At 63.6% G+C, this 20,233-nt stretch carries 18 protein-coding genes and 1 riboswitch; of the genes, 17 read left to right on the top strand and 1 reads right to left on the bottom strand.

Annotated features, from left to right (window positions below):
- Positions 1–2: 2 nt before the first annotated feature.
- Positions 3–202: riboswitch (cobalamin riboswitch) on the bottom strand.
- Positions 203–231: 29 nt separating this feature from the next.
- Positions 232–1,431, bottom strand: coding sequence for a winged helix-turn-helix domain-containing protein (locus tag CK224_RS04140; protein ID WP_095780849.1), 1,200 nt, complete (start codon positions 1,429–1,431; stop codon positions 232–234).
- Between the two features lie 327 nt (positions 1,432–1,758).
- Between CK224_RS04140 and CK224_RS04135 the strand changes: the two genes are divergently transcribed.
- From CK224_RS04135 to CK224_RS04055, 17 genes are all read left to right on the top strand, one after another.
- The gene (locus tag CK224_RS04135) at positions 1,759–2,124 is read left to right on the top strand and encodes an NADH-quinone oxidoreductase subunit A (protein ID WP_027169002.1); all 366 of its coding nucleotides are present in this window, start codon (positions 1,759–1,761) and stop codon (positions 2,122–2,124) included.
- Positions 2,115–2,696, top strand: coding sequence for an NADH-quinone oxidoreductase subunit B (locus tag CK224_RS04130; RefSeq protein ID WP_013531090.1), 582 nt, complete (start codon positions 2,115–2,117; stop codon positions 2,694–2,696). The genes CK224_RS04135 and CK224_RS04130 overlap by 10 nt, the downstream gene beginning before the upstream one ends.
- A 4-nt stretch (positions 2,697–2,700) precedes the next feature.
- Positions 2,701–3,306 (top strand): NADH-quinone oxidoreductase subunit C, encoded by a 606-nt coding sequence (locus CK224_RS04125; protein WP_066998762.1) that lies wholly within the window; start codon positions 2,701–2,703, stop codon positions 3,304–3,306.
- Positions 3,307–3,315: 9 nt separating this feature from the next.
- Positions 3,316–4,506: an NADH-quinone oxidoreductase subunit D gene (locus CK224_RS04120; protein WP_095780848.1), complete on the top strand. Its 1,191-nt coding sequence runs from the start codon at positions 3,316–3,318 to the stop codon at positions 4,504–4,506.
- A complete protein-coding gene (locus CK224_RS04115; RefSeq protein WP_095780847.1) occupies positions 4,507–5,811 on the top strand; it encodes an NADH-quinone oxidoreductase subunit E in 1,305 nt (434 codons plus the stop codon).
- A 10-nt stretch (positions 5,812–5,821) separates the two neighbouring features.
- Positions 5,822–7,126, top strand: coding sequence for an NADH-quinone oxidoreductase subunit NuoF (gene nuoF, locus CK224_RS04110; protein ID WP_066998771.1), 1,305 nt, complete (start codon positions 5,822–5,824; stop codon positions 7,124–7,126).
- Between the two features lie 74 nt (positions 7,127–7,200).
- Positions 7,201–7,881 (top strand): NADH-ubiquinone dehydrogenase, encoded by a 681-nt coding sequence (locus tag CK224_RS04105; protein ID WP_066998774.1) that lies wholly within the window; start codon positions 7,201–7,203, stop codon positions 7,879–7,881.
- 72 nt (positions 7,882–7,953) lie between these two features.
- Positions 7,954–10,035: an NADH-quinone oxidoreductase subunit NuoG gene (gene nuoG, locus CK224_RS04100; protein ID WP_095780846.1), complete on the top strand. Its 2,082-nt coding sequence runs from the start codon at positions 7,954–7,956 to the stop codon at positions 10,033–10,035.
- A gap of 2 nt (positions 10,036–10,037) precedes the next feature.
- Positions 10,038–11,081, top strand: coding sequence for an NADH-quinone oxidoreductase subunit NuoH (gene nuoH / locus CK224_RS04095; RefSeq protein WP_066998780.1), 1,044 nt, complete (start codon positions 10,038–10,040; stop codon positions 11,079–11,081).
- Positions 11,081–11,572: an NADH-quinone oxidoreductase subunit NuoI gene (nuoI, locus tag CK224_RS04090; protein ID WP_066998784.1), complete on the top strand. Its 492-nt coding sequence runs from the start codon at positions 11,081–11,083 to the stop codon at positions 11,570–11,572. The genes nuoH and nuoI overlap by 1 nt, the downstream gene beginning before the upstream one ends.
- 236 nt (positions 11,573–11,808) lie before the next feature.
- A complete protein-coding gene (locus tag CK224_RS04085) occupies positions 11,809–12,429 on the top strand; it encodes an NADH-quinone oxidoreductase subunit J (RefSeq protein ID WP_066998787.1) in 621 nt (206 codons plus the stop codon).
- Position 12,430: 1 nt separating this feature from the next.
- On the top strand, positions 12,431–12,739 hold the full coding sequence (gene nuoK, locus CK224_RS04080; RefSeq protein WP_066998791.1) for an NADH-quinone oxidoreductase subunit NuoK: 309 nt from the start codon (positions 12,431–12,433) through the stop codon (positions 12,737–12,739).
- 11 nt (positions 12,740–12,750) lie between these two features.
- Positions 12,751–14,724 carry an NADH-quinone oxidoreductase subunit L gene (gene nuoL, locus CK224_RS04075; RefSeq protein WP_095780845.1) on the top strand — a complete coding sequence of 658 codons (1,974 nt, stop codon included), beginning with the start codon at positions 12,751–12,753 and terminating at the stop codon, positions 14,722–14,724.
- Entirely contained in the window at positions 14,724–16,229 is a 1,506-nt protein-coding gene (locus CK224_RS04070; protein WP_066998796.1) for an NADH-quinone oxidoreductase subunit M, read from the top strand. The genes nuoL and CK224_RS04070 overlap by 1 nt, the downstream gene beginning before the upstream one ends.
- Before the next feature lie 13 nt (positions 16,230–16,242).
- Entirely contained in the window at positions 16,243–17,679 is a 1,437-nt protein-coding gene (nuoN, locus tag CK224_RS04065; RefSeq protein ID WP_095779755.1) for an NADH-quinone oxidoreductase subunit NuoN, read from the top strand.
- A gap of 4 nt (positions 17,680–17,683) precedes the next feature.
- Positions 17,684–18,505 carry a biotin--[acetyl-CoA-carboxylase] ligase gene (locus CK224_RS04060; protein WP_095779754.1) on the top strand — a complete coding sequence of 274 codons (822 nt, stop codon included), beginning with the start codon at positions 17,684–17,686 and terminating at the stop codon, positions 18,503–18,505.
- Between the two features lie 49 nt (positions 18,506–18,554).
- Positions 18,555–20,225, top strand: a complete 1,671-nt coding sequence (locus CK224_RS04055) for a ribonuclease J (protein WP_095780844.1) — start codon at positions 18,555–18,557, stop codon at positions 20,223–20,225.
- The last annotated feature ends 8 nt before the right edge of the window (positions 20,226–20,233 follow it).

Genomic DNA, 20,233 nt, shown 5'->3' with positions numbered 1-20,233 from the left:
CGGATTCTCATGTCTCAGACGGCAGGTCTCCTGGCTCGCGGGTCGTCGCCTTGCGCCGCCTTCCCGGGAACATCCCAGTGGTTTTCGGCTGAGGCTCGTCGCTCACAGTTGCGGGGACAGCCGCGGATTTGGGTTTTCCCGCACCGCATTCCCTCTTGGCTCCTCCCCTTGCCGGGAGGAGACCGTCTGCGGCGGATTTAGGCTTAGAGGTGCTGGCATGTCAACGCGCGGCTACGACACCGAAATGTCGGCCAACGCCGGCCCAAGGTCGCCGGCCGGCGTAACCTCGATGGTTTCCAAGCCGAGCCATGCCTGCATCTGTTTCAACTCATCGAAGAGCTGTGCGGCCGTTTCGGCGGGAGCGCCGGCTTCGGCAAAAGCCGCATGGACGCGCAGCACGCCGGCCGGGCGGTCGGCTCTCAGATCGACGCGGGCAACGATGCGGTCGTCGAGCAGGAAAGGCAGCACGTAGTAGCCGTACTGGCGCTTCTCGGCCGGCGTGTAGATCTCGATGCGGTAGCGGAAGCCGAAGAGTTTTTCCGTCCGAGTGCGTTCGAAAACCACCGGATCGAACGGCGCGAGCAGGGCGCGCGCGTCGATGCGGCGCGGAAAACGGGCGTCCTTGTGGAGATAGGCAGGCTTGTCCCAGCCTTCGACCTTCATCGGCACCAGTTCGCCCACCTCGACCAGTTCCTCGATCCTGGCCTTCGTATCGCCCGGCGCCAGGCGGAAATAGTCGCGCAGGTCGCCATAGGTGGCGATGCCGTGGGCGCGCGCGGAAATGCGCAGCAATTCGCGATGCGCGTCCTCGACCGAGGGCACCGGCAGGTCGAGCACGGCCTGCGGCAGAACCCGCTCGGGCAGGTCGTAATAGCGCTCGAATCCGCGCCGGTAGGCGGTGGTGATGCGCCCGGCCCAGAACAGCCATTCGAAAGCGTGCTTGGCCTCGCTCCAGCCCCACCAGCCGCCATTGCCCTTGTGGCCTTCGATGTCGGAGGCGGCGATCGGCCCGCGTTGCGCGACTTGGCCGTAGATCTCCTCGATCATCGCCTTGCGCTCGCGGCCCCATTTGGCGAGGCCGAGATACATTTCCTCGCCTTGCTCGGCGCGCTGCATGCGCCAGCGCATCAGCGGGTAGGTCTCGACGGGCAGGAAGGAAGCCTCATGGGCCCAGTATTCGAAGACGGTTCGCTTGCGGGTGACGGCCGCGTTGTCGAGCAGCGCAAGCGGGTAGGGGCCGAGGCGCGAATAGAGCGGCATATAGTGGGCGCGCACCACCGCGCTGACGGAATCGATCTGCAGCAGGCCAGTTCGGGAAAGCACGCGGGCGAGATGGCGACGATCGGGCGTGCCGGCAGGCCGCGCATCGGTAAAACCCTGCGCGCCGAGCGCAATGCGCCTTGCTGCGGCGAGCGAGATCTTTTCCTTCATCCAGCTACCGATCCTTTGCCGGGGTTTCCAGTCGGTGATTCCGGCCATGCTAGCAGGCAAATGGCGGGAGATATGTCAGGATAGAAAAGTGGAGTAGAACATGAAAGAAATCAAACAGGAGCGGATCGGACCAGTTTCTTCCGATATGGCGTCCAGCGCCGGATTTTGAACAAGGTTTGACTTGCGTCGCCGAAACCGCTGCGCTAACCCTCGCCGCGTCGCAGCATAGGCCACCTAAAACGGTTCAGCGGGTTAAACTGTCACGCTTCCGCCTTAGAGTCCGTTGCTGTAATCAAAGTGAACTGGCCGCCGAAGGAAAGTCGCCGCATGAGCGCACTCCTAAGTTCGTATCTGCCCATCGTGCTCTTCATCGCAGTGGCGATGGTCGTCGGCCTGGCGCTGATCGTTGCGCCGTTCCTGGTTGCCTACCGCAATCCCGATCCGGAAAAGCTTTCCGCCTATGAATGCGGGTTCAACTCGTTCGACGACGCCCGCATGAAGTTCGACATCCGCTTCTACTTGGTGTCTATCCTGTTCATCATCTTCGATCTCGAGGTCGCCTTCCTGTTCCCGTGGGCGGTGTCCTTCTCCAAGCTCGGCATGCTCGGCTTCTGGTCGATGATGGTGTTCCTGGCGGTGCTGACCATCGGCTTTGCCTATGAATGGAAAAAAGGAGCGCTGGAATGGGATTGAACGACAGTTCAGGCACCCTCGTCGCGCCGAAGCCCAAGGGCATCATCGATCCCAACACCGGCAGGCCGGTGGGGGAGGACGATCCCTTCTTCCTCGAGATCAATAATGAGCTGGCCGACAAGGGCTTCCTTGTCACCTCGACCGAGGCGCTGATCACTTGGGCGCGCAGCGGCTCGCTGATGTTCATGACCTTCGGTCTCGCCTGCTGCGCGGTCGAGATGATCCACACCTCGATGCCGCGCTATGACTCAGAGAGGTTCGGCGTCGCGCCGCGCGCGTCTCCGCGCCAGTCCGATATCATGATCGTCGCGGGCACACTGACCAACAAGATGGCGCCGGCGCTGCGCAAGGTCTACGACCAGATGCCGGAGCCGCGCTACGTCATCTCGATGGGTTCGTGCGCCAATGGCGGCGGCTATTATCACTATTCCTATTCGGTGGTGCGCGGCTGCGACCGCATCGTGCCGGTCGACATCTATGTCCCCGGCTGCCCGCCGAGCGCCGAAGCGCTGCTCTACGGCATTCTCCTGTTGCAGAAGAAGATCCGCCGCACCGGCACGATCGAACGGTGAACCAATGGCCTTGGCGTTGCACGAACTCTCCACCTATCTCGGCGAGAAGCTCTCCGGCCGCATCGGCGAAACGGTGCTTGCTTATGGCGAACTGACGGTTTGCGTCGAGCCGGGCAACCTGACCGAGGTCGCGACCTTCCTGCGCGACGACCCGCGCTGCCAGTTCGTCTCGATCATCGACATTTGCGGCGCCGACTATCCGTCGCGTGCCAAGCGCTTCGACGTCGTCTACCACCTGTTGTCGCCGAAGCAGAACGTCCGCATCCGCCTCAAGGTCCAGGCCGACGAGGAGACGCTGGTGCCGTCGCTGACCGGCGTCTATCCCGGCGCCGACTGGTTCGAGCGCGAGACCTATGATCTCTACGGCGTGCTCTTCTCCGGCCATCCGGACCTGCGCCGCATCCTCACCGACTACGGCTTTGAAGGGCATCCGCTGCGCAAGGACTTCCCGCTGACCGGCTTCGTCGAGGTTCGCTACGACGACGAGGCCAAGCGAGTCATCTATGAGCCGGTGGAATTGAAGCAGGAATTTAGAAACTTTGACTTTTTGAGCCCGTGGGAGGGAACGGATTACGTCCTTCCGGGCGATGAAAAGGCGAAGCCAAATTGAGGCGCCACAATGGCTGAAACCTCCGTCCGCAATTTTAACATTAACTTTGGGCCTCAACACCCTGCTGCGCACGGGGTTTTGCGTCTCGTGCTGGAGCTGGACGGCGAGGTGGTCGATCGCGTCGATCCGCATATCGGCCTGCTGCATCGCGGTACCGAGAAGCTGATCGAGGCCAAGACCTATCTGCAGGCGGTGCCCTATCTCGACCGGCTCGACTATTGCGCGCCGATGAACCAGGAGCATGCCTTCGCGCTCGCGGCCGAGCGCCTGCTCGGCATCGAGGTGCCGAAGCGCGGCCAGCTGATCCGCGTGCTCTATTCCGAAATGGGCCGCATCATGTCGCACATCCTCAATGTGACGACGCAGGCGATGGACGTCGGCGCGCTGACGCCGCCGCTGTGGGGCTTCGTCGAGCGCGAGAAGCTGATGGTGTTTTATGAGCGCGCCTCCGGCTCGCGCATGCATGCGGCCTACTTCCGGCCAGGCGGCGTGCATCAGGACCTGCCGCAGAAGCTGATCGAGGATATCGGCAAGTGGATCGATCCGTTCCTGAAGTCGGTCGACGACCTTGACGCCTTGCTCACCGGCAACCGCATCTTCAAGCAGCGCAATGTCGACATCGGCACGGTGTCGCTCGCCGACGCCTGGGCCTGGGGTTTTTCGGGCGTGATGGTGCGCGGCTCGGGTGCCGCCTGGGACCTGCGCAAGGCGCAGCCCTATGAATGCTATTCCGAGATGGATTTCGACATCCCGATCGGCAAGAACGGCGACTGCTACGACCGTTATCTCGTGCGCATGGAAGAGATGCGCCAGTCGGCGAAGATCATGCGCCAGTGCGTCGAACTTCTGCTCGGCAAGGAAAGCGGTGGCCCGGTATCGAACCTCGACGGCAAGGTGGTGCCGCCGAAGCGCGCGGCGATGAAGCGCTCGATGGAAGCGCTCATCCATCACTTCAAGCTCTATACCGAGGGCTACCGCGTGCCGGCCGGCGAGGTCTATGCGGCTGTCGAGGCGCCGAAGGGCGAGTTCGGCGTCTATCTCGTCTCCGACGGCACCAATAAGCCCTATCGCTGCAAGCTGCGCGCGCCGGGTTTTGCGCATCTGCAGGCCATGGATTTCCTGTGCCGCGGCCACATGCTGGCCGACGTCACCGCCGTGCTTGGCTCCCTCGACATCGTGTTTGGTGAGGTCGATCGCTAAATGTCAGTCCGCCGTCTCGCAGATGCCAGCGTCCAGCCAGCCTCCTTCGCCTTCAACGAGGCGAACGCCGCGGCGGCGCAGCAGTGGATCGCCAAATACCCGAAGGGACGCGAGCAGTCGGCCATCATCCCATTGCTCATGATCGCTCAGGAACAGGAAGGCTGGGTGACGAAGGCGGCGATCGAGACGATCTCGGATATGCTCGGCATGCCGCGCATCCGCGGCCTCGAGGTGGCGACCTTCTACACGCAATACCAGCTCAATCCGGTCGGCACCCGCGCCCATATCCAGGTCTGCGGCACCACGCCCTGCATGCTGCGCGGCTCGGAAGCGCTGATGGATGTGTGCCGCTCGAAGATCCATCACGACCAGTTCCATACCAACGACAAGGGTACGCTGTCGTGGGAGGAGGTCGAATGCCTCGGCGCCTGCGTCAACGCGCCGATGGTCATGATCTTCAAGGACACGTTCGAAGACCTGACGCCGGAGCGCCTTGCCGAGATCATCGATCTCTATGAAGCCGGCAAAGGCGCCGAGGTGAAGCCCGGTCCGCAGAACGGCCGCATCGGTTCGGAGCCGGCCACGGGCCTGACGACGCTGAAGAGCGAGAAGGCAATCCTGAAATCCACCCGCGACAAGGAAGCCAAGGCCGCCGCGAAGGCAGCCAGACAAGCCGCTGCCGCAGCGCCCGCTGCTGCATCCGCCGCCGTCGTCTCGCAGGCGCCTGCCGCGCCGCCCTCGGCCCCTGTCGGGCCATCGAAATCCGGCAAGCCGAAAACCGACGCGCCCGAAACCAGTCCGGCACTAAGGACACCGTCGCCGGTCAAGGTTTCGCCCGCCACCGAGAAGGCGGCCAGCGTCAGGGCGCCGCGCCACTCCGCAGCCAATGCCAACCAGGCTTCTCCGGAAGTCGAGGCGGTTTCGAAGCCGCGCAGCGGGCCGAAGGCCAAGGCCGAGCCGGCGTCCGCCTTCAAGTCGCCGGAAGCGAAGCAGCCTGCGACTAAGACGGCCAAGCCTTCGCTCGAGGACAAGAACCGCCCGGCCGGGATCGCGCGTCCGGCAACGGTCGACGATCTGAAGCTGATCTCCGGTGTCGGTCCGAAGATCGAAGGCGTCCTGCATTCGCTTGGCATTTATACTTTCGCGCAGGTCTCTGCGTGGAGGAAGGCCGAGCGCGAATGGGTCGACGGCTATCTCAATTTCCGCGGCCGTATCGAGCGCGACGACTGGGCGAAGCAGGCCAAGGCGCTGGCCAAGGGCGGCGTCGCCGAGTACATCCGCGTCTTCGGCAAGAAGCCGGTCTGAGGGACGAACAATGCTTCAGGACAAAGACCGCATCTTCACCAACATCTACGGCCTGTTCGACAAGTCGCTGGCCGGAGCGCAGGCGCGCGGCATGTGGGACGATACACCCGGCCTGATCGCCAAGGGACGCGACTGGATCATCAACGAAATGAAGGCAAGCGGCCTGCGCGGCCGTGGCGGCGCCGGCTTCCCGACCGGCCTGAAATGGTCGTTCATGCCCAAGCAGAGCGATGGCCGGCCGAGCTATCTCGTCATCAATGCCGACGAATCCGAGCCCGGCACCTGCAAGGACCGTGACATTCTGCGCAACGATCCGCATACGCTGGTCGAGGGCGCGCTGGTCGCCGGTTTCGCCATGGGCGCGGTCGCTGCTTACATCTATGTGCGCGGCGAGTTCATCCGCGAGCGCGAGGCGCTGCAGCGCGCCATCGACGAGGCTTATGCGGCCAAGCTCATTGGCAAGAACAACACCTCCGGCTACGACTTCGACGTCTATATGCACCACGGCGCCGGCGCCTATATTTGCGGCGAGGAGACGGCGCTGCTCGAAAGCCTCGAGGGCAAGAAGGGCCAGCCGCGACTGAAGCCGCCATTCCCGGCCAATGTCGGCCTTTATGGCTGCCCGACTACGGTCAACAACGTCGAATCCATCGCGGTGGCGCCGACGATCCTGCGCCGGGGTGCTGCCTGGTTCTCGTCCTTCGGCCGGCCGAACAATGCCGGCACCAAGCTCTTCTGCGTGTCCGGGCACGTCAACAATCCGTGCACCTTCGAAGAGGCGATGTCGATCCCGTTCCGCGAACTGATCGAGACGCATTGCGGCGGCATTCGCGGCGGCTGGGACAATCTGCTCGCGGTCATCCCGGGCGGTGCTTCGGTGCCGCTGGTGCCGGCCGAGCAGATCATCGACGCGCCGATGGATTTCGATGCATTGCGCGACCTCAAATCCGGCCTCGGCACTGCGGCTGTCATCGTCATGGACAAGTCGACCGATATCGTGAAGGCGATCGCCAGGCTTTCCTACTTCTACAAGCATGAGAGCTGCGGCCAGTGCACGCCGTGCCGCGAAGGCACCGGCTGGATGTGGCGGGTGATGGAACGGCTGGTGCGCGGCGAAGCGCAGAAGCGCGAGATCGACATGCTGCTCGATGTCACCAAGCAGGTGGAAGGTCACACGATCTGCGCGCTGGGCGATGCCGCGGCCTGGCCGATCCAGGGCCTGATGCGGCATTTCCGTGGCGAGGTGGAGCGCCGCATCGACGAGTTTTCGCGCAACGCGCACCGGGTCGAGCCGGTGATGGCGGCGGCGGAATAGATTTGCAAGACGGGCATTGCCCGGGACGGAAAAACAGGGGCGGGGGCGTACGAAGAAACGACCAGGAGATGTCTATGGCGCCGTATTCGATAGCCTACCCGCTGATGCCTTATTTGGACGAACTCGAGAAGATGAACCCGGACCTGACCAAGATGATGCCGAGGGAGATGGCCAGCGCCGTCAACCTGATGGCGCATCCTGTCGCGGGCGTGGCTGCACTATCGGCGGTAGGCATCGGGTTTGCCAACCATGCCCTGGGTGTCTGGATGGGCGCGCTCTCCGGCGCCGTCGAAGCCTCGCAGCGCATGCTCCAGCCATTCCTCGACGATCTCGAGGCGCGGACCGAGGCGGCCAACAATTCGTCCAAGGCGCGCAAAGCGACCGAGACGCTGATCGCCGAGGCGCAGACCTTCGCCAGGGATGTGACCGACATCGCGGCGAACGCCAGCGCTGAGAAGGCGCTCGACGCGAGAGGCGACACGGTAGCCGGAACGGCCGCGACCGGTCTGATGCCGGAAGATTTCAGGCAGCCCAAGGCGATCGACAAGCCGGCAAAGCCGTCCGACCTGAAGGCGATATCGGGCATCGGGCCGAAGCTGGAGAAGGTGCTGAATGGTCTTGGCATCTGGTCCTACGACCAGATCGCTGCCTGGACCTTGGAAGAGATCGCCTGGGTCGAGGATTACCTGTCGCTCGCCGGCCGCGTCGGCCGCGACGACTGGACTGGCCAAGCGGCGGCGCTGGCCGCCAAATAATGAGATGAAATGCCGGGCGCAGTCGCGCCCCGGAACGAAAGATTGCGGGAAATCCGCGAGGGTTTGAGGCGAATGGCAAAGCTCAAGGTCGACGGGAAAGAGATCACGGTACCCGACCATTACACGCTGCTGCAGGCGGCCGAGGACGCCGGCGCGGAAGTGCCGCGCTTCTGCTTCCATGAGCGGTTGTCCATCGCCGGCAATTGCCGCATGTGCCTGATCGAGGTGAAGGGTGGCCCGCCCAAGCCGCAGGCCTCCTGCGCCATGGGCGTGCGCGACCTGCGCCCCGGCCCGAATGGCGAAGCGCCGGAAATCTTCACCAACACGCCGATGGTCAAGAAGGCCCGCGAAGGCGTGATGGAGTTCCTGCTGATCAACCATCCGCTGGATTGCCCGATCTGCGACCAGGGCGGCGAGTGCGACCTGCAGGACCAGGCGATGGCCTTCGGCGTCGACTCCTCGCGCTACCATGAGAACAAGCGGGCGGTCGAAGACAAGTATATCGGTCCGCTGGTCAAGACGGTGATGAACCGCTGCATCCACTGCACGCGCTGCGTCCGCTTCACCACCGAGGTCGCCGGCATCTCCGAACTCGGCCTGATCGGCCGCGGCGAGGATGCCGAGATCACCACCTATCTCGAACAGGCGATGACCTCGGAGCTCCAGGGCAACGTCATCGACCTTTGCCCGGTCGGCGCGCTGACCTCCAAGCCGTTCGCCTTCCAGGCGCGGCCGTGGGAGCTGACCAAGACGGAGTCGATCGACGTCATGGACGCCGTCGGCTCGGCGATCCGCGTCGATAGCCGCGGCCGCGAGGTGATGCGCATCCTGCCGCGCGTCAACGAGGCCGTGAACGAGGAGTGGATCTCGGACAAGACGCGCTTCATCTGGGATGGCCTGCGCACCCAGCGCCTCGATCGTCCCTACGTTCGCAAGAACGGCAAGCTTGCTCCGGCAAGCTGGGCGGAAGCCTTCACGGCGATCAAGAACGAGGTGTCGAAGACCGCGCCCGAGCGCATCGGCGCCATCGCCGGCGACCTCGCCGCGGTCGAGGAAATCTATGCGCTCAAGCTTTTGATGGCAGCGCTCGGCTCCAAGAACATCGACTGCCGCCAGGACGGCGCTGCGCTCGATCCGTCGCTCGGCCGCGCGAGCTACATCTTCAATCCGACCATCGAAGGCATCGAGCAGGCCGACGCGGTGCTGATCGTCGGCGCCAATCCGCGCTTCGAGGCCTCGGTGCTCAACGCCCGCATCCGCAAGCGCTGGCGCGTCGGCAACCTGCCGATCGGCGTCATCGGCGAGATCGGCGACACGCGCTATGACTACGAGCTCATCGGCGCCGGCCCAGAATCCTTGAAGGACTTGGCCGACGGCAACGGCAGGTTCTTCGAGGTGCTGAAGAATGCAGCGCATCCGCTGATTATCGTCGGCCAGGGCGCCCTGGCGCGCTCGGACGGCGCGGCAGTGCTCGGCCAGGCGGCAAGGCTGGCGATGGCCATCAATGCCGTCACGGCCGAGTGGAACGGCTTCGCGGTGCTGCACAACGCGGCGGCCAGAGTCGGCGGGCTCGACGTCGGCTTCGTGCCGGGCGAGGGCGGCAAGAATGTCGCCGGCATGCTGGGCGCGACGGATCTCCTGTTCCTGCTTGGCGCCGACGAGATCGACATGGCCAAGACCGGCGGCGCCTTCGTCGTCTATATCGGCACGCATGGCGATGTGGGCGCGCACCGCGCCAATGTCATCCTGCCGGCTGCCGCCTACACCGAAAAGTCCGGCACCTATGTGAACACGGAAGGCCGCGTGCAGCAGACCAACCGCGCCGGTTTCGCCCCGGGCGAAGCGCGCGAGGACTGGGCGATCCTGCGGGCGCTGTCGGATGTGCTCGGCAAGAAGCTGCCGTTCGATTCGCTCGCGCAGCTGCGCGCGAAGCTCTATCGCGAATACCCGCATCTTGCCCGCGTCGATCATGTCGCGGCGGGCAGCGCCGACGGCGTTGCCAGGGCGGCGAAGCTCGGCGGACGCTTGAACAAGGGCACCTTCACCTCGCCGGTGAAGGACTTCTATCTCACCAACCCGATCGCGCGGGCCTCGGCCGTGATGGCTGAGTGCTCGGCGCTGGCCAAGAGCGGCTTCAAGCAGGCGGCGGAATAAGCATGGACACCTTCTTTTCCTTCTACGTGCTGCCGGCGCTGCTGATCCTGTTGAAGTCGGTCGTGCTGATCGTCGTTCTTTTGATCTTTGTGGCTTACGTGCTTTATGCCGACCGCAAGATCTGGGCTGCGGTGCAGCTGCGCCGCGGCCCGAACGTGGTCGGTCCCTGGGGCACGCTGCAGGCCTTCGCCGACCTTTTGAAATTCGTCTTCAAGGAGCCGGTGATCCCGTCGGGCGCCAACAAGGGCGTCTTCCTGCTGGCGCCACTGGTCTCAGCCGTGCTCGCGATCTCGGCCTGGGCGGTCATTCCGGTCAATCAAGGCTGGGCTATCGCTAACATCAATGTCGGCATCCTTTATGTTTTCGCCATCTCCTCGCTCGAGGTCTACGGCGTGATCATGGGCGGCTGGGCGTCGAACTCGAAATATCCGTTCCTCGGCGCGCTGCGCTCAGCCGCGCAGATGGTGTCCTACGAGGTGTCGATCGGCTTCGTCATCGTCACCGTGCTGCTTTGCGTCGGCTCGCTCAACCTCTCCGACATCGTGCTCTCGCAGCAGGATGGCCTCGGCACCAAGCTCGGCCTGCCCAACACCTTCCTCGACTGGCACTGGCTGTCGCTGTTCCCGATGTTCATCGTGTTCTTCATCTCGGCGCTGGCCGAGACGAACCGTCCGCCCTTCGATCTGGTGGAAGCGGAATCGGAACTCGTCGCCGGACACATGGTCGAATATTCGTCGACGCCGTTCCTGCTCTTCTTCCTGGGCGAGTACGTCGCCGTCGTCCTGATGTGCGCGCTGGCCACCATCCTGTTCCTCGGCGGCTGGCTGCCACCGTTCGACTTCGCGCCCTTCACCTGGGTGCCGGGCCTGATCTGGTTCGTGCTCAAGGTCTGCCTGGTGTTCTTCATGTTCTCGATGGTGAAGGCGTTTGTGCCGCGCTACCGCTATGATCAGCTGATGCGGCTAGGCTGGAAGGTCTTCCTGCCGATCTCGCTGTTCATGGTCGTCGCCACCGCGGCCTTCCTCAAGATCACGGGGTTTGCGTGATGTCCGCTCTTGCCCAAGCCGCAAAGGCCCTGTTGCTGAAGGATTTCGTCAGCGCCTTCTTCCTGTCGATGCGCCAGTTCGTTGCGCCGAAGGAGACGATCAACTATCCGCACGAGAAGGGACCGACCAGCCCGCGCTTCCGCGGCGAGCACGCGCTGCGCCGCTACCCCAATGGGGAGGAGCGCTGCATCGCCTGCAAGCTTTGCGAGGCGATCTGTCCGGCACAGGCGATCACCATCGAAGCCGGCCCGCGCCGCAACGACGGTACGCGGCGCACCGTACGCTACGATATCGACATGGTGAAGTGCATCTATTGCGGCTTCTGCCAGGAAGCCTGCCCGGTCGACGCCATCGTCGAGGGGCCGAATTTCGAATTCGCGACCGAGACGCGCGAGGAGCTTTACTACAACAAGGAAAAGCTGCTCGCGAACGGCGATCGCTGGGAGCGTGAGCTGGCGCGCAACATCGCGTTGGACGCGCCCTATCGCTGACATTTGAGGCATGGACGGGGCGAGGGCCTCGTCCAAAGGATGGTCCCCGAAAAGTTGCAGACTTTCGGACCAGATCATCCTCCGGAATGAAAAGAGTGTCGCATGTTTCTTTCGATCGGGTCTTTCAACCCGATCGGAACATGCGATAGGAACACGCAACTTTGCCAGCCGGAGGCGGCGGCGACATCGAGCAGGGGCGCTGAGCCAGTGTTCGGACAGGAACCCGAGGGAACCCCATGCTGAGTGGACTAGAGGCGGTCTTTTTCTACCTCTTCGCCTTTATCGCCGTGGCGTCGGCCTTCATGGTCATTTCGTCGCGCAACCCCGTGCATTCGGTGCTGTTCCTGATCCTCACCTTCTTCAATGCCGCTGGCCTGTTCATGCTGACCGGCGCCGAGTTCCTGGCGATGATCCTGCTCGTCGTCTATGTCGGCGCTGTGATGGTGCTGTTCCTGTTCGTCGTCATGATGCTCGACGTCGACTTCGCGGAGATGAAGCAGGGCGCGCTGCAATATGCGCCGATCGGCGCGCTGGTCGGACTGATCCTGGCGGCGGAGCTGATCGTCGTGCTCGGCGGCTACAGCTTCGCGCCGCAGCTTGCCTCGACGGTGGCGAAGGCAACGCCGGACCTCGCCGCGCGCTCCAACACGGCGGCGCTCGGCGACATCCTCTACACGGACTATCTCTATTATTTCCAGATCGCCGGCCTCGTGCTTCTGGTCGCCATGATCGGTGCCATCGTGCTGACGCTGCGCCACAAGGAAGGCGTCAAGCGGCAGTCGATCGCCGCCCAGGTCGGCCGCACGCCGGCAACGGGCATGGAAATCCGCAAGGTCAAGTCGGGCGAGGGTATCTGAGATGGTCGTCGGCATCGCGCATTATCTGACCGTATCGGCGATCCTGTTCACGCTCGGCGTGTTCGGCATCTTTTTGAACCGCCGCAACATCATCGTCATCCTGATGTCGATCGAGCTGATCCTGCTCGCGGTCAACATCAACTTCGTCGCCTTCTCGGCGGCGCTGCATGACCTCGTAGGGCAGGTATTCGCCCTGTTCGTGCTGACGGTCGCCGCGGCGGAGGCCGCGATCGGACTTGCCATTCTTGTCGTCTTCTTCCGCAACCGCGGCTCGATAGCGGTCGAAGACGTGAACCAGATGAAGGGTTGACGGGAACAACCATGTACCAGGCCATCGTCTTCCTTCCGCTGCTCGGCTTCCTGATTGTCGGCCTGTTCGGCAATTCGCTCGGCGCCAAGGCATCCGAATACATCACTTCCGGCTTCCTGGTGATCGCGGCGGTGCTGTCGTGGATCGCCTTCTTCACCGTCGGCTTCGGCCATGGCGAAGTGTTCACCGTGCCGGTGCTGCGCTGGATCCAGGCGGGCGGGCTCGACGTCGCCTGGGCGCTCAGGATCGACACACTGACGGTGGTGATGCTGGTCGTCGTCAACACCGTGTCGGCGCTGGTCCATATCTATTCGATCGGCTACATGCACCACGATCCGAACCGGCCGCGCTTCTTCGCCTATCTGTCGCTGTTCACCTTCGCGATGCTGATGCTGGTGACGGCTGACAATCTGGTGCAGATGTTCTTCGGCTGGGAAGGCGTCGGCCTCGCCTCCTATCTGCTGATCGGCTTCTGGTACAAGAAGCCCTCCGCCAACGCCGCGGCGATCAAGGCCTTCGTCGTCAACCGCGTCGGCGACTTCGGCTTCGCGCTCGGCATCTTCGGCGTCTTCGTGCTGTTCGGCTCGGTCAATCTCGGCACAGTCTTCGCCAACGCAGCCTCCTTCCTTCCGGCCGAAGGCGCGCCGGAGGGAGCCGCGGTGCTCACCTTCTTAGGCCATGCGCTCGACAAGCACACGGCGCTGACGGTGGTCTGCCTGCTGCTGTTCATGGGCGCCATGGGCAAGTCGGCGCAGGTGCCGCTGCACACCTGGCTGCCCGACGCCATGGAAGGCCCGACGCCCGTCTCGGCGCTGATCCATGCCGCGACGATGGTGACGGCCGGCGTGTTCATGCTGGCGAGGCTCTCGCCGCTGTTCGAGCTGTCGCATTCGGCGCTGACCGTCGTCACCTTCATCGGCGCCTTCACCGCCTTCTTCGCGGCCACTGTCGGCCTTGTCCAGAACGACATCAAGCGCGTCATCGCCTATTCGACCTGCTCGCAGCTCGGCTACATGTTCGTGGCGCTCGGCGTCGGCGCCTATGGCGCGGCGATCTTCCATCTGTTCACGCATGCCTTCTTCAAGGCGCTGCTCTTCCTCGGCTCGGGCTCGGTCATCCACGCCGTCTCCGACGAGCAGGACATGCGCCTGATGGGCGGGTTGAGGACGCTCATCCCCAAGACCTACTGGATGATGGTGATCGGCACCCTGGCGCTGACCGGCGTCGGGATCCCGGCGACGGTGATCGGCACCGCCGGCTTCTTCTCCAAGGACGCCATCATCGAAGCGTCCTTTGCCAGCCACAACGCGGTCGCGGGCTTTGCCTTCGTGCTGCTCGTGATCGCCGCCGCCTTCACAAGCTTCTATTCCTGGCGACTGATCTTCATGACCTTCCACGGCGAGCCGCGCGCCAGCCACGAGGTCATGCATCACGTGCATGAATCGCCGCCGGTGATGCTGGTGCCGCTCTACGTGCTGGCTGCCGGCGCGCTGTTTGCCGGTGTCATCTTCCACGGCGCCTTCATCGGCGAGGGCTATGCCGAGTTCTGGAAGGCCTCGCTGTTCACGCTGCCGGACAACCACATCCTGCACGAGATCCACGAATTGCCGTTGTGGGTGGAACTGGCTCCGTTCATCGCCATGGTCATCGGCTTTGCGGTCGCGTGGAAGTTCTACATCCGCTCGCCGGAACTGCCCCGGAGCGTCGCCGCCAACCATCGCCTGCTCTACGGCTTCCTGCTCAACAAATGGTATTTCGACGAGCTCTACGACTTCCTTTTCGTGCGGCCGGCGAAGCGCCTCGGCCGGTTCCTATGGAAGACGGGTGACGGCGCCATCATCGATGGGCTCGGCCCCGACGGCATCTCGGCGCGCGTCGTCGACGTCACCAACCGCGTCGTCAAATTGCAGACCGGCTACCTCTACCACTATGCCTTCGCCATGCTGATCGGCGTGGCCGCTCTCGTCACCTGGATGATGCTCTGATGACCGACTGGCCAATCCTCTCGCTGGTCACCTTCCTGCCGCTGGTTGGTGTTCTGCTCATTCTGCCGATCAGCGACGACAGCGAAAACGCGCGCCGCAACATCCGCTCGATCGCCTTCATCACGACGGCGTTCACCTTCGTGGTGTCGCTGTTCATCTGGAAGGGTTTCGACAATTCGCAGGCCGGCTTCCAGTTCGTCGAGAAGCACGCCTGGCTGGATTCGGGCATCTCCTATCATATGGGCGTCGACGGCATCTCGATGCTGTTCGTCATCCTGACCACCTTCCTGATGCCGCTCTGCATCCTGGCCTCGTGGGATGCGATCGAGAAGCGCGTCAAGGCCTACATGATCGCCTTCCTGATCCTCGAGACGCTGATGATCGGCGTGTTCTGCGCGCTCGACATCGTGCTCTTCTACGTTTTCTTCGAGGGCGGCCTGATCCCGATGTTCATCATAATCGGTGTCTGGGGCGGCAAGCGGCGCGTCTATGCCTCGTTCAAGTTCTTCCTTTATACGCTTGCCGGCTCGGTGCTGATGCTGCTCGCCATCATGGCGATGTTCTTCCAGTCCGGCACGACCGACATCACCACGCTGCTGACGCATAGCTTCCCGGCCAACATGCAGACCTGGCTGTGGCTCGCCTTCTTTGCCTCCTTCGCGGTGAAGATGCCGATGTGGCCGGTGCACACCTGGCTGCCCGACGCGCATGTCGAGGCGCCGACGGCGGGTTCGGTCATCCTGGCCGGCATCCTGTTGAAGATGGGCGGATACGGCTTCCTGCGCTTCTCGCTGCCGATGTTCCCGCTGGCGTCGGAGATGTTCGCGCCGCTGATCTTCACGCTCTCGGTCGTCGCCATCATCTACACCTCGCTGGTGGCGCTGATGCAGGAGGACATGAAGAAGCTCATCGCCTATTCGTCGGTCGCCCATATGGGTTTCGTCACCATGGGCATCTTCGCGATGAACCAGGAGGGCGTGCAGGGCGCGATGTTCCAGATGCTCAGCCACGGCCTCGTCTCCGGCGCGCTGTTCCTGTGCGTCGGCGTCATCTACGACCGCATGCATACGCGCGAGATCGACGCCTATGGCGGGCTGGTCAACAACATGCCGAAATATGCGACCGCGTTCATGATCTTCACCATGGCCAATGTCGGCCTGCCGGGCACCAGCGGCTTCGTCGGCGAGTTCCTGACCATGCTCGGCGTGTTTCGGGTCAACACCTGGGTGGCGTTCTTCGCCGCTACCGGCGTCATCCTGTCGGCAGCCTATGCGCTCTGGCTCTACCGCCGCGTGATCTTCGGGGCGCTGACCAAGGAGAGCCTGAAGAACCTGCTCGATCTGTCGACGCGCGAGAAGGCGATCATCTACCCGCTGGTGGTGCTGGTGATCTTCTTCGGCGTCTATCCGGCGCCTGTCTTCGATGCCACCACGCAGTCGGTCAAGGCGCTCGTCACCAACGTCACCGCATCCATCAATTCCGCGCAGACCGCGGCGGCGAACTGACCGGGGAAATACCATGACGCCGGACCTTCTCTCCAGCCTTTCGCTCTCAACGCCGGAACTGATCCTCGCCATCGGCGCACTGGCGCTTCTGATGGTGGGCGCCTATTCGCGCTCCAACAACACGATGACGGTGACCGGGCTCGCGGTCGCGGTGCTTGTGATCGCCGGCCTGTGGCTGGCTTTCTCCGACGGCGAGGGGTCTGCCTATGGCAGCGCTTTCGTCCAGGACTCCTTCGGCCGCTTCATGAAAATGCTGGCGCTGATCGGCTCTGCGGTCACGCTCGTCATGTCGATGCGGTTTGCCAGGCAGGAGCATTTCGACAAGTTCGAATATCCGGTGCTGATCGTGCTGTGCACGCTCGGCATGATGCTGATGATCTCCGCCAACGGCATGATCGGCCTTTATCTCGGGCTCGAGCTGCAGTCGCTGGCGATCTATGTGCTGGCGGCGATCAACCGTGACAATGTCCGCTCGACCGAGGCCGGCCTCAAATATTTCGTTCTCGGCGCGCTGTCGTCGGGCATGCTGCTCTACGGCATCTCGCTGGTCTACGGCTATACCGGCAACACCGGCTTTCACGAGATCGCGACGGCGCTGGGCAGCGGCGAACGCCAGCTCGGCCTTGTCTTCGGCCTTGTCTTCGTGCTCGCCGGCCTCGCCTTCAAGATCTCGGCGGTGCCGTTCCACATGTGGACGCCGGACGTCTATGAGGGCGCACCGACGCCGATCACCGCCTTCCTGGCCGCCGCCCCGAAGATGGCGGCGATGGCGCTGATCGTGCGCGTCACCATGGGCGCCTTCAAGCCGATCGCCGCCGACTGGCAGCAGATCGTCGTCTTCATCTCGATCGCCTCGATGGCGCTCGGCGCCTTCGCCGCGATCGGCCAGACCAACATCAAGCGGCTGATGGCCTATTCCTCGATCGGCCATATGGGCTACGCGCTGGTCGGCCTTGCCGCGAACAGCCAGGCCGGCGTGCGCGGCGTGGCGATCTACATGCTGATCTATCTGGTGATGACGCTCGGCACCTTCGCCTTCATCCTCGCCATGCGGCGCAAGGAGGGCAATGTCGAGCAGATCGGCGATCTGGCGGGCCTCGCCTCGACCAATCCCATCATGGCCACCATCCTCACCATCCTGATGTTCTCGCTGGCCGGCATTCCGCCGCTCGCCGGCTTCTGGGGGAAATGGTACGTGTTCCTCGCCGCCATCAACGCGCATCTCTATGCCCTGGCGATCATCGGCGTGCTGGCTTCGGTGGTGGGTGCCTACTATTACCTGCGCATCATCAAGATCATGTGGTTCGACGAGCCTGTCGGCGGCTTTGTGCCGATGGCCAGCGAATTGCGCCTCGTGCTCGGCGTCAGCGGCGCCTTCGTGCTGTTCTATGTGCTGATCGGCGGGCCGATCGGCAGCTATGCCGAAGCCGCCGCCAAGACCTTCTTCTGACGGGATGGCATTTCGGCTGGCTCCAACCGCGGCGTCGGAGGGGTTCCGGCTCGAGGCCCATGACAGCGTCGGCTCGACCAACGCGCTGGCGCTTGAGCATGCACGCGCGGGCGATCCGGGAAAACTCTGGGTCGTCTCGAAGAGGCAGGAAAGCGGACGCGGTCGGCGCGGCCGCGCCTGGGCGACGCCTGAAGGCAATCTGGCGGCGACGCTGCTTCTGGTTCCGAATGGCGAGTTGCGGCTCGCCGCGACGCTTGGCTTCGTCGCTGGGCTTGCATTGGCCGACGCGCTCGATGCCGTCGTCCCGCAAGGGCGGATCGCCGTTGGCCTGGACGGAGCCAGCGAAGGACGCAACCGCTTCGAGCTGAAATGGCCGAACGATGTGCTCGCCACCGGCGCCAAACTTGCCGGCATCCTGCTGGAATCGACCCTGCTCGAAGGCGGCCGTTTCGCGGTTGCCGTCGGCATCGGCGTCAACGTCGTGGCATACCCCGAGGATCTGCCTTATCCGGCGACGTCGCTGCAGGCACTTGGCGCCAATTGCGATGCCGAGATGCTGTTCCTGGCGCTCTCGGATGCCTGGAGCGAGAATTTCAGATTGTGGGATGACGGGCGGGGACTTAGCGCGATTAGGAAACGCTGGTTGGCTCGCGCCGCGGGGCTCGGCGGCGAGGTTGCTGTCAGAATTGACGGCAATGTGGTGCGCGGCGTCTTCGAAACCATTGACGAGGACTGCCGTTTCGTGATCCGCGACGATGACGGAACTGTTTTGACGATCGCGGCCGGCGACGTGCATTTCGGCGCGGTCGCGTCGGCCCGTCTTTGACGACTTGATTTGATTGGCTTGGCCTGACTGGCCAGGAAGGAAAGGATTTATGGCGAATACTGAGAACGCCGAACTCGTCTTCGCGCCGCTCGGCGGCGTCGGCGAGATCGGCATGAACTTCGCCCTCTATGGATACGGGCCCGCGGACGCGCGCGAATGGATCGTAGTCGATGTCGGAGTCACATTTCCGGACAGCGCGCATCCGGGCGTCGATCTGATCCTGCCCGACACACGCTTCATCGAGGAGAACCTCGACGGCTTGCGCGGCGTGGTCATAACGCATGCGCATGAGGACCATTACGGCGCGCTGCTCGATATCTGGCCGAAGCTCAAAGTGCCGGTCTGGATGACGCCGTTCACCGCCGGCCTTCTGGAGGCCAAACGGCAGGGCGAGCAGAACGCGCCAAAAATCCCGGCAATGATCTACAGGGCCGGCGAGACGTTCACTGTCGGGCCGTTCGAGATCGAAGCCATCCCGGTTGCGCATTCCATTCCCGAGCCGATGTCGCTGGCGATCTCCACGCCCGCCGGCACGGTAATCCACACCGGCGACTGGAAGATCGATCCGGCGCCGACGATCGGCCCCAAGACGGACGAGGCGCGCTTCCGCGCTTACGGCGACAAGGGCGTGCTGGCGCTGATCTGCGATTCCACCAATGCGCTGAGGGAAGGGGAGTCGCCGTCGGAAGTGGCGGTCGGCGAGGGCCTGAAAGGCGTCATCGAAAACGCCAAGGGCCGCGTCGCGGTCACCACCTTTTCCTCCAATGTCGGGCGCATCGTTTCGATCGCCAAGGCTGCGCGGGATGCAGGCCGGCAGTGCCTTGTGCTCGGCCGCTCGCTGAAGCGCGTGATCGATGTCGCGACCGAACTCGGCTACATGGACGGCCTGCCGGAATTCATTGCCGAGGAGGATTACGGCTATATCCCGCGCGAGAATCTGGTGGTCATCTGCACCGGCAGCCAGGGCGAGCCGCTGGCCGCACTTGCGAAGCTTTCGCGCGACGAGATGAAGTCGGTGGCGCTGACGGCCGGCGACACGGTGGTGTTTTCGTCGCGCACCATTCCCGGCAACGAGAAGGCGATCCTGGAAATCAAGAACCGGCTGATCGACCTCGGCATGAAGATCATCGAGGACGGCGACGCGCTGGTGCATGTCTCCGGCCATCCGCGCCGCAGCGAGTTGCGCAAGATGTATGAATGGGTGCGGCCGCAGATCGGCGTGCCGGTGCACGGCGAGGCGGCGCATCTGGTGGCGCAGGGCTCGCTGATGTCGATGTCGGGCATCGGCCAGGTGGCGCAGGTGCGCGACGGCGATATGTTGAGGCTCTGGCCCGGTCCGGCCACGATCATCGACCAGGTGCCGTTCGGCCGCCTCTACAAGGATGGATACTTGATCGGCACCGATCAGTCGATGGGCATACGCGACCGGCGCAAGCTGTCCTATGCCGGACATGTTGCGGTCAACGTCGTGCTCGACGAGAAATACGAGCTAGCCGGCGATCCCGATCTGGTGGCGATCGGCGTCGCCGAGGCCGATGCCAGCGGCGAGACGCTAGAGGACCTGATGCTCGATGCGGCAATCGGCGCGGTGGACTCGATCCCCCGCCAGCGCAGAAAAGACCTCGACCTTGTGCAGGAGGCCGTGCGCCGCGCCGTCCGCGGCGCCGCCAACGAAGCCTGGGGCAAGAAGCCGCTGGTGACGGTGTTTGTTACTAGATAAGGGAGTAG

It is taken from the genome of Mesorhizobium sp. WSM3862 (genome assembly GCF_002294985.1).
In the GTDB taxonomy this organism is placed as follows: domain Bacteria; phylum Pseudomonadota; class Alphaproteobacteria; order Rhizobiales; family Rhizobiaceae; genus Mesorhizobium.
This window is presented reverse-complemented; position numbering and strand designations above follow the sequence as displayed.

Coding starts and splice junctions, on each gene's coding strand:
- CK224_RS04130 (WP_013531090.1), top strand. CDS start 2,115: ATGGGATTGAACGACAGTTCAGGCACCCTCGTCGCGCCGAAGCCCAAG.
- nuoH (WP_066998780.1), top strand. CDS start 10,038: ATGGACACCTTCTTTTCCTTCTACGTGCTGCCGGCGCTGCTGATCCTG.
- CK224_RS04140 (WP_095780849.1), bottom strand. CDS start 1,431: ATGAAGGAAAAGATCTCGCTCGCCGCAGCAAGGCGCATTGCGCTCGGC.
- nuoI (WP_066998784.1), top strand. CDS start 11,081: ATGTCCGCTCTTGCCCAAGCCGCAAAGGCCCTGTTGCTGAAGGATTTC.
- CK224_RS04060 (WP_095779754.1), top strand. CDS start 17,684: ATGGCATTTCGGCTGGCTCCAACCGCGGCGTCGGAGGGGTTCCGGCTC.
- CK224_RS04115 (WP_095780847.1), top strand. CDS start 4,507: ATGTCAGTCCGCCGTCTCGCAGATGCCAGCGTCCAGCCAGCCTCCTTC.
- nuoN (WP_095779755.1), top strand. CDS start 16,243: ATGACGCCGGACCTTCTCTCCAGCCTTTCGCTCTCAACGCCGGAACTG.
- nuoK (WP_066998791.1), top strand. CDS start 12,431: ATGGTCGTCGGCATCGCGCATTATCTGACCGTATCGGCGATCCTGTTC.
- CK224_RS04055 (WP_095780844.1), top strand. CDS start 18,555: ATGGCGAATACTGAGAACGCCGAACTCGTCTTCGCGCCGCTCGGCGGC.
- CK224_RS04105 (WP_066998774.1), top strand. CDS start 7,201: ATGGCGCCGTATTCGATAGCCTACCCGCTGATGCCTTATTTGGACGAA.
- CK224_RS04135 (WP_027169002.1), top strand. CDS start 1,759: ATGAGCGCACTCCTAAGTTCGTATCTGCCCATCGTGCTCTTCATCGCA.
- CK224_RS04070 (WP_066998796.1), top strand. CDS start 14,724: ATGACCGACTGGCCAATCCTCTCGCTGGTCACCTTCCTGCCGCTGGTT.
- nuoF (WP_066998771.1), top strand. CDS start 5,822: ATGCTTCAGGACAAAGACCGCATCTTCACCAACATCTACGGCCTGTTC.
- nuoL (WP_095780845.1), top strand. CDS start 12,751: ATGTACCAGGCCATCGTCTTCCTTCCGCTGCTCGGCTTCCTGATTGTC.
- CK224_RS04120 (WP_095780848.1), top strand. CDS start 3,316: ATGGCTGAAACCTCCGTCCGCAATTTTAACATTAACTTTGGGCCTCAA.
- CK224_RS04085 (WP_066998787.1), top strand. CDS start 11,809: ATGCTGAGTGGACTAGAGGCGGTCTTTTTCTACCTCTTCGCCTTTATC.
- nuoG (WP_095780846.1), top strand. CDS start 7,954: ATGGCAAAGCTCAAGGTCGACGGGAAAGAGATCACGGTACCCGACCAT.
- CK224_RS04125 (WP_066998762.1), top strand. CDS start 2,701: ATGGCCTTGGCGTTGCACGAACTCTCCACCTATCTCGGCGAGAAGCTC.